Source organism: uncultured Oscillibacter sp. (assembly GCF_947654275.1).
Classification (GTDB): Bacteria; Bacillota; Clostridia; order Oscillospirales; family Oscillospiraceae; genus Oscillibacter.
Genome location: NZ_CANTJS010000011.1, coordinates 1 through 14,193, shown reverse-complemented (window position 1 = coordinate 14,193; position 14,193 = coordinate 1). Strand labels below are relative to the sequence as shown.

At 62.4% G+C, this 14,193-nt stretch carries 10 protein-coding genes; all 10 read right to left on the bottom strand.

Annotation, left to right across the window (positions count from 1 at the left end):
- The 10 genes from Q0063_RS04510 to galE all read right to left on the bottom strand — a co-directional run bounded on the left by Q0063_RS04510 (position 1) and on the right by galE (position 13,915).
- Positions 1 to 1,803, bottom strand: coding sequence for a sensor histidine kinase (locus Q0063_RS04510; protein WP_297870787.1), 1,803 nt, complete (start codon positions 1,801 to 1,803; stop codon positions 1 to 3).
- Positions 1,804 to 1,835: 32 nt separating this feature from the next.
- The gene (locus tag Q0063_RS04505) at positions 1,836 to 3,425 is read right to left on the bottom strand and encodes a helix-turn-helix domain-containing protein (RefSeq protein ID WP_297870786.1); all 1,590 of its coding nucleotides are present in this window, start codon (positions 3,423 to 3,425) and stop codon (positions 1,836 to 1,838) included.
- A 160-nt stretch (positions 3,426 to 3,585) separates the two neighbouring features.
- Positions 3,586 to 4,617, bottom strand: a complete 1,032-nt coding sequence (locus Q0063_RS04500) for an ABC transporter permease subunit (protein ID WP_297870785.1) — start codon at positions 4,615 to 4,617, stop codon at positions 3,586 to 3,588.
- A 15-nt stretch (positions 4,618 to 4,632) separates the two neighbouring features.
- The gene (locus Q0063_RS04495; protein ID WP_297870784.1) at positions 4,633 to 6,132 is read right to left on the bottom strand and encodes a sugar ABC transporter ATP-binding protein; all 1,500 of its coding nucleotides are present in this window, start codon (positions 6,130 to 6,132) and stop codon (positions 4,633 to 4,635) included.
- Between the two features lie 303 nt (positions 6,133 to 6,435).
- Positions 6,436 to 7,497, bottom strand: a complete 1,062-nt coding sequence (locus tag Q0063_RS04490) for a galactose ABC transporter substrate-binding protein (protein ID WP_297870783.1) — start codon at positions 7,495 to 7,497, stop codon at positions 6,436 to 6,438.
- Positions 7,498 to 8,137: 640 nt separating this feature from the next.
- Positions 8,138 to 9,520, bottom strand: coding sequence for a hemerythrin domain-containing protein (locus Q0063_RS04485; protein WP_297870782.1), 1,383 nt, complete (start codon positions 9,518 to 9,520; stop codon positions 8,138 to 8,140).
- Between the two features lie 293 nt (positions 9,521 to 9,813).
- Positions 9,814 to 10,698, bottom strand: a complete 885-nt coding sequence (locus tag Q0063_RS04480) for a PocR ligand-binding domain-containing protein (protein ID WP_297870829.1) — start codon at positions 10,696 to 10,698, stop codon at positions 9,814 to 9,816.
- Positions 10,699 to 10,767: 69 nt separating this feature from the next.
- Positions 10,768 to 11,880, bottom strand: coding sequence for a phosphotransferase enzyme family protein (locus Q0063_RS04475; protein ID WP_297870781.1), 1,113 nt, complete (start codon positions 11,878 to 11,880; stop codon positions 10,768 to 10,770).
- A gap of 1 nt (position 11,881) precedes the next feature.
- Positions 11,882 to 12,805: a sugar phosphate nucleotidyltransferase gene (locus tag Q0063_RS04470; protein WP_297870780.1), complete on the bottom strand. Its 924-nt coding sequence runs from the start codon at positions 12,803 to 12,805 to the stop codon at positions 11,882 to 11,884.
- Between the two features lie 90 nt (positions 12,806 to 12,895).
- On the bottom strand, positions 12,896 to 13,915 hold the full coding sequence (gene galE, locus Q0063_RS04465) for a UDP-glucose 4-epimerase GalE (RefSeq protein ID WP_297870779.1): 1,020 nt from the start codon (positions 13,913 to 13,915) through the stop codon (positions 12,896 to 12,898).
- Between the last annotated feature and the right edge of the window lie 278 nt (positions 13,916 to 14,193).

Sequence of the window (14,193 nt, the reverse complement as noted above, 5' to 3'; positions counted from 1 at the left end):
TCATTCCTCCCCCTGCCGGAACCGGGCGGCCTCCCCCTCCGTCAGCGCCGGCAGGCGGATACGGACCAGGGTGCCCTCGTCGGGCTCGCTGAAAATGGTCAGGCCGTAGCTCTGCCCAAAGGTCAGACGGATGCGCTGGTGGACATTCCGGACCCCGGTGCCGGAGCCGCTGGTCTGGACCTCCCCCTCCCCGCTGAGGAGGGACGCGGCCGTCTCAGGCCGCATGCCCAGTCCGTTGTCCTCCACGTCGATCACCAGGTCCTCCCCCTCCCGATAGGCGGTGACGGAGATGAGCCCGTCGTCCTCTCCCCCGGCCATGCCGTGGTAAATGGCGTTTTCCAGAATGGGCTGGACAATCAGCTTCAGGGTGTACAGCCCTTCGGCGCCCTCCCGGGCCTCGATCCGGGTGTCGAACTGGTTCTTGTAGCGAATCTGCTGGATGTTCATGTAGTGCCGGGCGTGCTCCAGCTCGTCGGACAGGGGGATGATGTTCTTCCCCCTGCTCAGGGAGATGCGGAAGAACCGGGCCAGGGAGGTGACCATCTGAATGGCCTCCTGCTGCTGGCCGGACTCCGTCATCCAGATCACCGAGTCCAGGGTGTTGTAGAGAAAATGGGGGTTGATCTGGGACTGCAGGACCTCCAGCTCGTTGCGGCGCTTCTGCTCCTCCTGGCGGATGATGTCGTCCATCAGGTGGCGCATGGTGGAGACCATGGAGCGCACAGACCGGCTGAGGTGCTGGAGCTCATAGCAGCCCCCCACCTCGATCTCCGCCGCCTCTCCCCGGTCCAGGGCCTTGACGGCCTGGTCCAGACGGCGGATGGGGTCGGAGATGCGGGCGGAAATCAGGATGTTCAGAAAGGCCATGAGGAAAATGGCGAAGCACAGCAGGAAGCACCCGAACACCGGCAGCTGTACGGAGGTGTCCCAGCTGTCCGCCGGGGCCACGCCCACCAGCTTCCAGCCGGTATAGCCCACGGTCTTCACCGTGACCTGCCGGGACTGGCCCTGAAAGCGCTCGTTATGGCTGCCGTCCCGGTATCCGGCGGCGGTCCGGTTGTTCTCCTCCAGCAGTCCCGCGTAAATCAGCTGCTGCCGGGGGTGGTAAATCAGCTCGCCGTCCCCGTCAATCAGGTAGAGATACCCGCCCCGGCCCAGGGTCACGTCCCGGCAGACCTGCTCGATGCCGCTGAAGCCCATGTCCACCAGCAGCACCCCGGCCTCCGTCACGCCGTCCCGGGTCAGCTCCACGTGATGGCTCAGGGAGACCACCCAGCGGTAGGGCGTTTCCGGGTCCTCAAAGATGTTCTGAACGTGGGGCGTGGAGAAGTGCAGATTCTCCATGTTCTGGCTGGCCGCCCGAAACCACTCGCTTCCCGCCGGGTCGGCCCCGGCCTTCAGCCCCGCCAGGGGCACGGAGGACACCAGGCCGCCATGACTGTCGAACACGGAGAGGGACACCAGATCGTCCCGGTTCTCCTCGTAGAGCAGGCCCAGCGCCTCCGTATAGCTGCCCTGGGCCAGGTCAGTATTTTTGATGACCCGGTAGTAGACCGTGTCGGCAATGCGCATCATCCGCCGGAGATAGCTGTCCAGATTCAGGTTGGCCTGGGCCAGAATTTTCTGGCTGTTCTCCGCCACAATCTGCTCGTTGACGGCGGAAAAGCGCCAGATGAAGCTGACGCCCATCAGCAGGATGCCCACGGCCGCCGCCGCTGTGAAGGACAGGGAGAGGACCATCTGGATGCTCATTTTGCGGTACCGCTGGGCCCACTGGGCCGTCAGCCTGCGGAAAAATCTCATCAGGTCCCCTCCTCTCTGCTTTTATCTGTCTGTCACGGCTTCAGTCCCGCCCGGAATTTTGACGGGGAGACGCCGAAGCTCTTCTTAAAGACATAGCTGAAATAATTAGGGTCGGAGTACCCCGTCCGCTCCGCCACCCGATAGGTCTTCTCGCCGGTCTCCCGGAGCAGGCGGGCCGCCTCCTCCATGCGGACCTGGGTCACGTAGGCGGTGAAGGAGATGCCCACCTCCCTCTTGAACAGAGTGGAGAAATAGGTGGGCGAGAGGTGAATGTGGGCGCAGAGGGACTCCACGCTCAGGTCCTCGTCGGCGTAGTGCCCGGCGATGTAGTCCTTGGCCCGGTCCACCAGCCGCCAGGCCATGTCCGTTCTCCGGCGGCCCAGCTGCTCGTGAAGCCGCAGGCAGCGCTCCTCCAGCCAGCCTTCCAGCTCCTCCAGATTGGAAAAGTCGCTGATGGACACCGCGCCGGTGAAGCCGGGGCCGAACACCTCGTCCACCTCCACGCCTGCCGCCCGGGCCAGCCGCAGCAGGCAGGTCACCAGCTCCAGCAGAAACAGCTGCCCCTGATGCAGCGCCAGACCCGCCTGGGGGATGCGCCCCGTCAGGACCCGCACCATCTGCCTCACCTGCTCCGGGGTCCCCATCTTGACGGCGGAGGACAGGGTCCTCTGGTCCTCCTCTCCAAAGGACAGGGCGGCGGTGGCCTTGGGCTCCAGGTCCCCGATGTAGATGACCCGGCTGCTTCCCATCAGCACCCGGTAGTCCAGGGCGGACCGGGCTCCCTCCATGCTGCGGTGGAGCTCCTCCGCCCCCCGGCAGGGCAGGCCCACGCCGGTGGTCAGGGGGATGCCCAGATAGCTCTGGGACAGCCAGCTCAGCCGCTCCAGCTCCTCCAGCAGGTGGTAGAGGCGGTCCTCCCCCTCCAGGCGCACCAGCAGGGCCGGCATGTCCCCGTAGAGCACCACCCGGCTCTGCCCGCCCTCCAGACTGAAATGCTCGCTGAGGAAGGACTGGACCGACAGCAAAAGCAGCTCGTCCCGCCCCAGAATGTCCACATGGACCAGGGCGGCGGTCCACAGGCCTTCCGGCAGGTCGATCTCATACCGGGCGGCCTTCTCCCGGACCTGGTCCGGCCGGAGCTGCCCGCTCAGAAGCCGGGTATAGAAGATTTCCCGGAGAACCGGCAGGCTCTCCTCATAGCGGCGGCGGAGGGTCTCCATGTCCCGCCGCTCCATGCGCTGGCGGTCCAGGTGCTCCCGGAGGCGGGTAAGGACCTCCCCCAGCTCCGGGGCGTTGATGGGCTTGAGGATGTACTCGAAGACCCCCATGCCCACCGCCTGCCGGGCATACTCAAAGTCGTCAAAGCCGGAGAACACCACCAGCCCCGCCCCGGGCAGGGACATCCGCAGCCGGCGGCACAGCTCCAAACCGTCCATAAAGGGCATCTTGATGTCGGTCAGCACCACGTCGGGCCGCAGCTGCTCCGCCAGCTCCAGGGCCTCCTCTCCGTTGGCGGCCTCCCCCACCAGGGAAAAGCCCAGAGAGGCCCAGTCGATTTTCCGGCTGATGCCGGTGCGGATTTCCGCCTCGTCGTCAGCCAGCAGCACCCGGTATGTCCCCATGAAAACGCCCTCCTTCCAGCCCGCGAAACAGGCGGGTCCTTTCTCCAGTATAGCCGGAATTCCGCAGTTTGAAAAGAGGGGCCGGCGTGCGCCGGCCCCTTTTCCCGATCTGTCGGATATGCTCTTCTTACTTCTTCCCGATCTGTCGGATATGCTCTTCTTACTTCTTGGCCAGATACTTCCGCAGGTCCAGAGCGACGGCCACGATGATGACCAGGCCCTGAGCGATGAAGGTGTAGGCGGGGTCGAAGCGGAGGAACTGGAGGCAGATTTTCAGAACCTCGAACACCAGCACGCCGATGAGGATGCCGGAGACCTTGCCCACGCCGCCGTTGACGGACACGCCGCCGATGGTGCAGGCCGCGATGGCTTCCAGCTCATAGCCCTGGCCGGTAGCCGTAGACGCGCCGCCGGCCTTGGAGCCGATCAGGAAGCCCGCCAGGGCGTACATGACGGCGGCCAGCACGTAGATGCGGATCAGGGTGGCGGGGACGTTGACGCCCGCCACCTGGGCGGCGTTTTCATTTCCGCCGATGGCGTACATATATTTGCCGTGGCGGGTCTTGTTGTACAGGAACCACATGAACAGGCCTACCAGCAGGGCGGGGAGCAGCAGATAGGGGAGGAGGCGGCTCCAGCTGCCCAGGACGCCGCTGAAGAAGTTGCCGCTGGCCAGGGCCCGGTAGCTCTCCTTGAAGCCGCCGATGGGCTGGTTGCCGGTGATGATCTGGCAGATGCCGTAGACCAGGGTCTGCATACCCAGGGTGGCGATGAAGGGGGGGACCTTCAAAAAGGCGATGACGCAGCCGTTGACCGCGCCGAAGCAGGCCATGATAGCCACGGTGATCAGCAGAGCGAATACCCAGTGCATGTCGGGCATCCAGGGGAAGACCCGGGCGCTGTAGTCCAGGGTCTGCTGCATCATGGCGGCGAAGCAGGCGGCCAGACCCACCTGGCGGCCGGCAGACAGGTCCGTGCCCTTGGTAATCAGGCACCCGGACACGCCGCAGGCAATGATGAACCGGGGGGCCACGTTGGAAATCAGGTTGCCCGCATTGTCTTTGCTGATAAAGTTCTGGCTGTTGGCCGCAGTGATGATGGCCAGCAGGATAATCAGGAACACAATGGCGTGATCGGAAACAAATTTGACGGCGCTATTGGAGTTCAGCGTCCTTCCTTTAATTTCTCCCATGTTGTTCTCTCCTCCTTATTCAAACTGGGTGGCCAGAGCCATGATGTTCTCCTGGTTGGCCTCCGCCCCGTCGATGAAGCCGGTGACCCGGCCGTCGCACATGACCATGACCCGGTCGGACATGCCGATGAGCTCGCTCATCTCCGAGGAAATCATGATGACGCTCTTGCCCTGCTTGGCCAGCTCCGCGATGATGCAGTAGATTTCATATTTCGCGCCCACGTCGATGCCCCGGGTGGGCTCATCCAGAATGAACACATCCGGGTCGTTGGCCAGCCACCGGCTGATCAGCACCTTCTGCTGGTTGCCGCCGGAGAGGGACTGAATCTGCGTCTTGGAGGAGGGGGTTTTGATGGAGAGCTTGGCCACATTGTCCTGCACCAGCTTCTCAATCTTCCCGTCGTCCAGCATAATTCCGCCGATGAGGTACTGGTTCAGCGAGGCGATGGATACATTGTCCGCAATGGAGAGAACGCCCAGGATGCCGGTGGCCCGGCGGTCCTCCGTCAGCATGGCGATGCCGGCGTTGATGGCGTCCTTGGGCTGGCTGATTTTCAGCTCCCGGCCCTGATAGGTAATCTTGCCTGTGGTGTGGCTCCGGAGGCCGAACAGGCCCTCCATCAGCTCTGTCCGCTGGGCGCCCACCAGACCGGCCACACCCAGAATCTCGCCCTTGCGGACCTGGAAATTCACATGGCGGAAGCTCTTGGGGTTGATGGAGGTGAAGTCCTCCACCTCGAATACCACCTCGCCGGGGACATTCTCCCGCTTGGGGAAGAGGTTGGAGAGCTCCCGGCCCACCATCTTGGTGATGATGAAGTCGGTGGTCAGGCCCTTGGCGTCCCAGGTGCCGATATACTGGCCGTCCCGCATGATGGTGACCTCGTCGCTGATGCGGAGAATCTCGTCCATTTTGTGGCTGATGTAGACGATGGAGACGCCTTTCTCCCGCAGCTCGTTTACGATGGTGAACAGGGCCTCCACCTCGGCGGCGGTGAGGGAGCTGGTGGGCTCATCCAGAATCAGGACCCTGCAGTCGGCGGACACGGCCTTGGCAATCTCCACCAGCTGCATCTGAGACACGCTGAGGCTGCCCAGCTTGGCCCTGGGGTCGTAGTTCAGGTGAACCTCCTCCAGAACCTTGGCGGCGTCCGCGTACATTTTTTCGTGGTCCACCATAATGCCGTGCTTCATGGGATAGCGGCCCACATAGATGTTCTCTCCGATGCTCCGCTCCGGAATGGGCTGAAGCTCCTGGTGCACCATGGCGATGCCCCGGTTCAGGGCATCCAGGGGGCCCTTGATCTGGACCTTTTCCCCCTCATAGACAACCTCGCCCTCGTCCATGTGATAGATGCCGAACATGCACTTCATCAGTGTGGACTTGCCCGCGCCGTTCTCTCCCATCAAGGCGTGGACGGAGCCGGGCCGGAGCTTCAGCTGCGCGTGGTCCAGCGCTTTCACGCCGGGGAACGTCTTCACCACGCCCGTCATTTCCAAACGATATTCTGACAATTTACTGTTCCCCCCTTGATTGTTATACTCATTTCAAATAAAACGATTTCGTTTTATTTGAAACAGAACCGTATTCTGCGTTTCCGTTTTGCGCCGGAATGGCGCAAAACACGTCTCATAAGAATCCAACGCGCTTTCAGCGCTATCAAAAGCTTTTAAAAGCTTTTGAATGGATTCTAGTATTATATCCCTTTTCCATAACCGGCGGCGGGGCCGCGCCCTCCGTCAGCTATGGAAAAGGGGGTGCGTGCGCCTGCGCACACGCACCCCGGACTCTCATTTCGGTTTGATGTCTGCCGGAAATCAGCCCATGAAGTCGCCCACGTTATCGGGAGTCACCTTCACATAGTCGACATACACGCTCTGCTCGCCGGCGGCGTAGGTCTTGCCGCCCAGCAGCAGTTCCATCTGCTCCACAGCCGCGGTGGCCTGGCCCACGGCGTCGTTCAGCACGGTGCCGGTCATGTTGCCGGCCTTGACCTCGTTCAGAGCGGCGTCCAGAGCGTCCACGCCCACCAGGTAGATGTCCTCGTTGACCTTCCGGCCGGCGGCCTGGATGGACTGGAGGGCGCCGATGGCCATGTCGTCGTTGTTGCAGAAGACAACCTCAATCTGATCGGAGAACTGAGCCAGGTCGTTGGCCACGATCTCCTGGCCGCGCTCGCGCATCCAGTCGCCGCGGGTCAGGTTCAGCTCCTCAACCTCCATGCCGGCGTCGGTCAGAGCCTTGACGGAGTACTCGGTACGATACTGAGCGTCCACGTTCTCGGGGTCGCCCTGAACCATGATATAGGAGATTTTTCCGTCGCCGTTGATGTCGCCCTTGTTGGGGGTGTCCAGAATCAGCTCGCCCTGCATGGTGCCGGACTGGCGGGCATCGCAGCCCACGTAGACCAGCTTGTCATAGACGGCCATCTGCTCGGGAGTGGGCTCCCGGTTGATGAGCACGGTGGGGATGCCGGCAGCCTGCACGGTGGCAATGATCTGGTCCGCCGCGGAGGTCATGACCGGGTTGATGATCAGAGCGTCCACACCCTGGGTGATAAAGGTATTGATCTGCTCATTCTGTTTGGCCTGGTCATTGGCGCCGTCCGCCGTGGTAACCTTATAGCCCTTGCCTTCCAGAATCTCCTGGAGGGCGTTGCGGTAGGTGGTCATGAAGGCGTCGGTGAACTGGTAGATGCACACGCCGATGGTGCCGGCCTCGGCGGGAGCCTCGGGGGCGGGTTCGGGGGTGCCGGCGGGTTCCTGAGTCTGCTGCTGGTCGCCGCCGTTGGTGTCGGCGGGCTTGTCCCCGCCGCCGCAGGCGGTCAGCAGAGCCAGCATCATCACAGCGGCAAGAAGCAAGGCAAGAGTCTTTTTCATCGTAGTTCCTCCTCATTCTTTTTGTGGGGCGGAAAGGCCTGGGAAAGAGCCGGGAAAGGTCTGTGCCCCACACCGTTTCCTATTTTAACGGGGAACGGCCGAAAAAACGATAGAAAATTCTTGGAAAATCTATAAAAAAACTAAGAACCTATAGCAAGCATTAAAATTCCCGGCAAACGGGCCGGCCCCTGCAACCCCCGCAGGGGCCGCCGCCCTGGGCGGCCCGCCGGCAGCAATGATGAAGGCTGCTATATATTCACCGCCTGGGGATGCCGGAGGGGCGGGAATTTTTTCCACCGCCGGGCAGGAAGATGCACGTCTCTCTCAGAGTCTGTTTAAAATCCGGCGGAGTGCCGGAGTGGGGCAGATTTTTTACCCAATGGGCATGTGATATCCGTAAGGCGGCAGAGCCGCCAACGGCTATCCAATTGTCGGGCAAGGCGGTTTGACGCAGGAATCCTGGCGGATTTCAAGTCAAACCAACGCAGCACCGGCGGAAAAAGATGCCCTGTGACGGCGTTTCGATGGATTTTAAACAGGCTCTCAGGCCCCGCTCCCCCGGGCCTTTGTCCGGAAGGGGGTTTTTGGCAATGCGGGAGGGGCCCGGATGGGTCCCTCCCGCACGGTCCTCCATGATTTCTCAGCTCCGGTCCGTCATTCTGCCCGTCTCAAAAAACCGGCCGATTTTCTGCTTGATGTCGTCGGGCTTCAGGTATTTCAGCAGGTAGCCCGCCGGCTTCAGGGACAGCAGCGTCCGCACCAGCTCCGGGTCGCTCCGGCCCGTGAGGAAAATCACCGGGATATCCGCGAAGGCCTCCTCGGAGCGGAGCATTTCCAGGGTCTGTTTCCCGTCGCAGACCGGCATCTCATAGTCCAGCAGCACCAGGTCCGGCCGGTTCAAGGTGATGGCCCGGATGGCCGCCACGCCGGACTCCGCCATGTCAACCCTGTATTCCTCTCCCAGCAGCTTCTTCATGGCCTGGCGGATAGTGGCGGAGTCGTCCACCACCAGAATCTTCTTTCTGGGGTTGGCCTCCTCCTGGGCCTCCTTCTTCTCCCGCTTCGCCAGATATTTTTCCACTTCCTCCATGGCGTTCTCCGGCTCCAGAGGCGTGGCGCTCTCCCCCTGCTCCAGCAGATGGGGGGCAATGACGCAGTAGGAGAAATAGCCCGCGCCGCCGGTATTGAACAGCAGGCTGACCTGGGGCTTCTCCCGCTGGAAGATTTTCCGGAACTGGCTGTAGGTCAGAAGGTTTTCCTCCTTCAGCTCGTAGTCCTCCCCGTCCGGATAGTGCTCCATCACCCGGCCCACAAACTGCCGGACGGTATACCGGGCGGCATTGACCAGCATGGTGTCCAGCTTGTTGGTCTGGAGACCCAGGACCTTGCCCACGGTGTTAATCAGCAGTTTTTCCTCGAAGACCATCAGGATTTCCTGCCGCTTCTCCCCGCCGGCCCCATAGACCAGGCGGCAGTAGACGCCCCTGCCGAACTTCTCGCCGCCATAGGCGTCGCTGACCATCTGGGACTCCAGCTGGAACATGTCAAACACCAGCTGAATGATGACCTTTTTCAGGGCCGCCACCTCCTCGCTGGGCAGAAGGTGCTCCCATTTGCTCACCTGCTCCCCGGTGATGGCCTGGTCCTCCGTCAGCGTGTGGCCAATCAGCCACCCGGCGCAGACCCCAAGGAAGTGGTCCACCGCGTCAGGCGCATAATCGGTCCGCTCCAGCTCCTGTTCCAGGGCGGGCAGCGTATGTTCCCGAAAGCTCCTGTGAATCTGCCGGTGCTGCTCCAGCCCCCCGTACTGGATGGACGCCATATAGGCCTCCTCATCCGCGAAGTGCTTCACGGTGTGGCCCTTGAAGAACTTGACGCCCTCCTGACAGGCCCACTGGCCGTTGCCCTCCTCCTCCTTCAGGGTCACGATCTTGTTGATGATCTTGAACAGCCGTTGGTGTTCCCGGTCAATGACGTCTACCCCGATGTTGAACTCGTCCCGCCATTCAAAATGGGTTTCCATCTCAGAATCCTCCTTCGCCTGTGCTCCGTCCGCTCTCGGGCCCCGGACCCACATGGCAGATATATCTGGCATGATTCTAGCACAAAACAAAGTCCCCGTCTAGGCCCTGCTCAAAAAATGCCGGGGCCTCGGCCGGAGAATTTTCCGCCCCCCTCCCGGGGCCCCGGGGCGGAGGGAACGGGCTCCCTCCCGCCCCGTTTTCCGGAGGCGCCGGACCCCCGGAGGACAGACCGGGGCCCCCGTTTCCAGTCGCCTGCAAACGGGGGCCCCGTATACTCTTTTCGGTGCTGCGCTCAGTCCTCCTCCGCCTCACGGGGACGCTGTCCCCGCCCGTCTCCGCCGTTCTGCCCCTGCTTGCGGAACGCGCTGGGCGTCATCCCCGCCACGGAACGGAAAACCTTGGAGAAGTAATTATAGTCGCTGACGCCCACCGCCTCGCCCACCTCGGAGATGGGAAGGCTGGTCTGAAGCAGCAGCTTCTTGGCTGCGGTGATGCGCCGCTGGGCGATGAGATAGGACAGCGTGCGCCCCCCTGAAAGCTGCTTGGCCAGGGTGCAGAGCTTCGTCCGGCCCATGTGCAGCTCCCGGGAGATGGAGGCCAGGGAGAGATGCTCCATATAGTGCTGTTCCAGATAGAGGTCCAGGCGCTGAAGATCCGTCTGCTCCGTGGACAGGATCATGCCCTGAATCTGGATGTAGGCGGAAAGGGCCTCCAGAATCTCGGCGTAGGCCTGAATCTCCTTTTGGGAATACTGGCGGAACTGGAAAAAGGCGTCCTTCAGAGCATCCGGCCCGCCGGGATACCAGTCCAGCAGGGACCGGCTGTATTCCCACTGCTCTTCTATGGGGGTCTCGTCCAGATAGCAGCCGAAGGCCAGATAGGCCAGGGGCCGTTTTTTGTCGAACAGAGGCATCACGGCCTCGCAGATGCCCACGTGGCAGCGATAGAACTGAAAGCCCCTGTCGGCGGTGTAGCGGCGGATTTTGCACTCGTCGCAGGCCACACAGCGCCGGTGTCCCTCCGGGAGATCGTTCATCATCCGGCAGAAGGGCGGGTGTCCTCTGAACAGGTTGATGTCCCTGCCCTTGGGGTCCAGAATATTGGCAGGCAGGCCGGTGAGGAAATTGAGGTTGGCAATCAGCCTGCGCAGACGCTCCTCGTCAAACAGTGTATTCATCTCAGGCAAAGCGCCGCCCCCCTCTCTGGGGTCCCGCGGAACGGGACCCGTATGAACCGCGTCATTTTGTCACGCCCGGCAGCGGGCCACAATGGCCTCCAGCTCCGCCCAGCAGCGTTCCATGTCCTCCACCAGCTTGAACTGCGTGCGGCATCGGTCCAGATTCTGGCCCGGCCGGCTGGTGTGGAAATAGTGGTCCCCCTCCAGGTAGTCCGTCAGGAAGCGCATGCCGCACTCCAGCGTCATCAGCTTGGCCCCCCAGGGGAGATAGGCAATCTCGTCCTCCGTCAGCGCGCCGCCCACGCCCTCCAGAAAGGCGGCGGCATAGGCCTCGAACAGACCCAGGTCCAAATTGACCCGGCTGAGGTCCCGTTCGTCCTCGGCGCTGTGGTTGGCTCCGAAGCGGATGGAATCCCCGAAGTCGTAAATCACCAGGCCGGGCATCACCGTGTCCAGGTCGATGACGCAGATGCCCTCGCCGGTGGTCCCGTCCATCAGGACATTGTTCAGCTTCGTGTCGTTGTGGGTCACCCGCAGGGGCAGCTTTCCCGCCCGCTGGGCGTCCAGAGCCGCGGAGCAGTCCTGGGCCCGGTCCAGGACAAAGCGGATTTCCGGCCCGCAGTCCTTCGCCCTGCCCAGGGCGTCGGCTTCCACGGCGGCTCTGAATTTGTTCAGCCGGTCTTCGGTGTTGTGGAAATTGGGAATGGTCTCGTGAAGGGTCTCCGCCGGATAGTCCCCCAGCAGCCGCTGGAAGCGTCCGAAGGCCCGTCCCGAGGCGGCGAACAGCTCCGGCGTGTCCGCCGACTGATGGCAGACGGTCCCCTCCACAAAGGGGTACACCCGCCAGGCGCCGCCGGCGGCGTCGGTGTAAAAGGCCCCGCCGTTCCGGGGCCGCAGAACCTCCATGGCTTCCCGGCTCCGGTCGCCGCCGTTCTCCTGAATCTTTTTCCCCAGGTACTCCGTCACGCCGATGATGTTCTCCATCAGCTGGTCCGGCCGCTTGAAGGCCGCGGCGCTCATCCGCTGGAGGATGAAGCGGCGGCAGCAGGCGTCCTCCGGCTGGGTGTGTACGCAAAAGGTGTCGTTGATATGTCCCTGGCCGTACCGGATGGCGCCCACCACCGGCGCGCCGAAGTCAAAGGCCTCCAGGACCTCGCTCAGTCTCTCCTCCGCTGCGCCCATGTCACGCCTCCCCCCACAGACTGTCCGGATACAGTCCGGCGGCCGTCTTCTCCGCGATGGCGGCCACTACGGCGGGCTTGTCCTCCCGGTAGGTGACGCCATACCATTTGTCCTCGCTCCGCAGAACCTTCACCCGGGCCCTGCCCTCGTCAATCAGCTGGCTGACCACGGTGGGCAGGAAATACTCCGCCTTGGCGGGATTTTCGGCCAGGGCCTTGTCCAGAAAGGCGGGGAACCGCTTCCAGGCCTCCTCCAGGAAGCTGCGGTTGAAGCCCCACATATTCATGGATACGATGGTGTCCCCGGGCAGCTCCGTCCAGGTCTTCCCGTCGTCCTCGGTGAAGCGGGGGGGCTCCCCCTTTTCAATCTTGGTGCGCTCGGTGACCTGGGTGAGGAAGCAGTCCGCCGTCTCCTCGCACACGCCCCGGGCCACGGTGCCGTTTTCCGTCACCGTGTTTTTCAGCAGGTAACCCACCATGACATACTCGTACAGCGCCCCGTCGGGATGCTGGGAGAGATAGGTGTAAATCTCCCGGAAGGCCTCGGGACCATAGTAGTCGTCGGCGTTGATGACGGCAAAGGGGCCGTCCACAAGCTCCCGCACGGACAGCGCCGCGTGAGCGGTGCCCCAGGGCTTTGTCCGCTCCGGGGGAACGGAATAGCCCTCCGGCAGGTCCTCCTTCAGCTGATAGGCATATTTCACGTCCATCACTCCGGAAACCCGGTCACCGATGGCGGACTTGAAATCCGCCTCGATTTCCGGCTTGATGACGAAGACCACGGTCTCAAAGCCCGCCCGGCGGGCGTCGTAAATGGAATAATCAATGATGAGCTGGCCGTGATTCCCCACGGGGTCCAGCTGCTTGAGTCCGCCGTACCGGCTGCCCATGCCGGCGGCCATGATGACAAGAACCGGTTTGTTCATGATGCTGCTCCCTTTCTATAGATTCCACACAATCGTTCACACAGCGGCAAAGCCGGAGCCGGCCCGGACTGCCGGACGGTCTTCACGGTTTTATCCCTTGTACCCGTCGGGGTTCATGGACTGCCACTTCCAGGAGGAGGCGCACATCTCCTCGATGCCGTACTGAGCTTCCCAGCCCAGCTCGTCCCGGGCCTTGGCGGGGTCAGCGTAGCAGACGGCGATGTCGCCGGGGCGGCGGGCCTCGATGGCGTAGGGCAGCGTCTTGCCGCAGGCCTTCTCATAGGCGTGGAGCACGTCCAGCACGCTGTAGCCCTTGCCGGTGCCCAGGTTGCAGACGAAGAGGCCGCAGTTGGTGTCCAGCTTTTTCAGCGCCGCCACGTGGCCCCGCGCCAGGTCCACCACGTGGATGTAGTCCCGGACGCCGGTGCCGTCGGGGGTCTTGTAGTCGTCTCCGAAGACATGGAGCTTCTCCCGCTTGCCCACGGCCACCTGGGCGATGTAGGGCACCAGGTTGTTGGGGATGCCGTTGGGGTCCTCTCCAATGAGGCCGGACTCGTGGGCGCCGATGGGGTTGAAGTAGCGCAGCAGGGCCACGTTCAGGCTGGGGTCCGCCTTGCAGATGTCCGTCAGGATGCGCTCGATGAAGAGCTTGGTGGTGCCGTAGGGATTGGTGGTGCCGCCGGTGGGGAAGTCCTCCCGGATGGGCACGGTGGCGGGGTCGCCGTAAACCGTGGCGGAGGAGGAGAAGACCAGCTTCTTCACGCCGTGACGCCGCATGGCCGCCGTCAGCAGCAGGGTGCTGGTGAGGTTGTTGTAATAGTACTCCAGGGGCTTGGCCACGCTCTCGCCCACGGCCTTCAGACCGGCAAAGTGAATCACCGCGTCGATGTCCGGGTGCTGGACGAAGAGGTCCTCCACCTGGGCCTCGTCGCAGAGCTCCGCCTTGACAAAGGGGACCTTCTTCCCCGTGATGGTCTCCACCCGGCGCAGGGCCTCCTCGCTGGCGTTGCAGAGGTTGTCCGCCGCCACGATGTCATAGCCCGCCTGGATCAGCTCCACACAGGCATGGCTCCCGATGTAGCCCGCGCCTCCGGTCACAAGAATCGACATAAAAAAACGCTCCTTTCAAATTCGCCGAAAATCTCTTCCGGTCTTTCCCGGCCTGTTCCTTTATTTTACTTTTTATTGTAGGCCTCTCCCGCCGGAAAGTGAAGAAATGATAGTACTGACTATTAGGAATATCCTCCGGAATATGAATTTATTGTACTATAAACCGGGAGAGCGGTCAAGGGCGCAGGCCGGATTTTACGGGGAATGAGGAATGGCCCCAATGATTCCTAATTCCTCATTCCTAATTCCTCATTCCTAATTCCTCATTCCTAATTCCT

Bases quoted from the DNA above. Each gene is read 5' to 3' on its own strand.
- Q0063_RS04510 (WP_297870787.1), bottom strand. From the start codon at position 1,803: ATGAGATTTTTCCGCAGGCTGACGGCCCAGTGGGCCCAGCGGTACCGC.
- Q0063_RS04505 (WP_297870786.1), bottom strand. From the start codon at position 3,425: ATGGGGACATACCGGGTGCTGCTGGCTGACGACGAGGCGGAAATCCGC.
- Q0063_RS04500 (WP_297870785.1), bottom strand. From the start codon at position 4,617: ATGGGAGAAATTAAAGGAAGGACGCTGAACTCCAATAGCGCCGTCAAA.
- Q0063_RS04490 (WP_297870783.1), bottom strand. From the start codon at position 7,497: ATGAAAAAGACTCTTGCCTTGCTTCTTGCCGCTGTGATGATGCTGGCT.
- Q0063_RS04485 (WP_297870782.1), bottom strand. From the start codon at position 9,520: ATGGAAACCCATTTTGAATGGCGGGACGAGTTCAACATCGGGGTAGAC.
- Q0063_RS04480 (WP_297870829.1), bottom strand. From the start codon at position 10,698: ATGAATACACTGTTTGACGAGGAGCGTCTGCGCAGGCTGATTGCCAAC.
- Q0063_RS04475 (WP_297870781.1), bottom strand. From the start codon at position 11,880: ATGGGCGCAGCGGAGGAGAGACTGAGCGAGGTCCTGGAGGCCTTTGAC.
- Q0063_RS04470 (WP_297870780.1), bottom strand. From the start codon at position 12,805: ATGAACAAACCGGTTCTTGTCATCATGGCCGCCGGCATGGGCAGCCGG.
- galE (WP_297870779.1), bottom strand. From the start codon at position 13,915: ATGTCGATTCTTGTGACCGGAGGCGCGGGCTACATCGGGAGCCATGCC.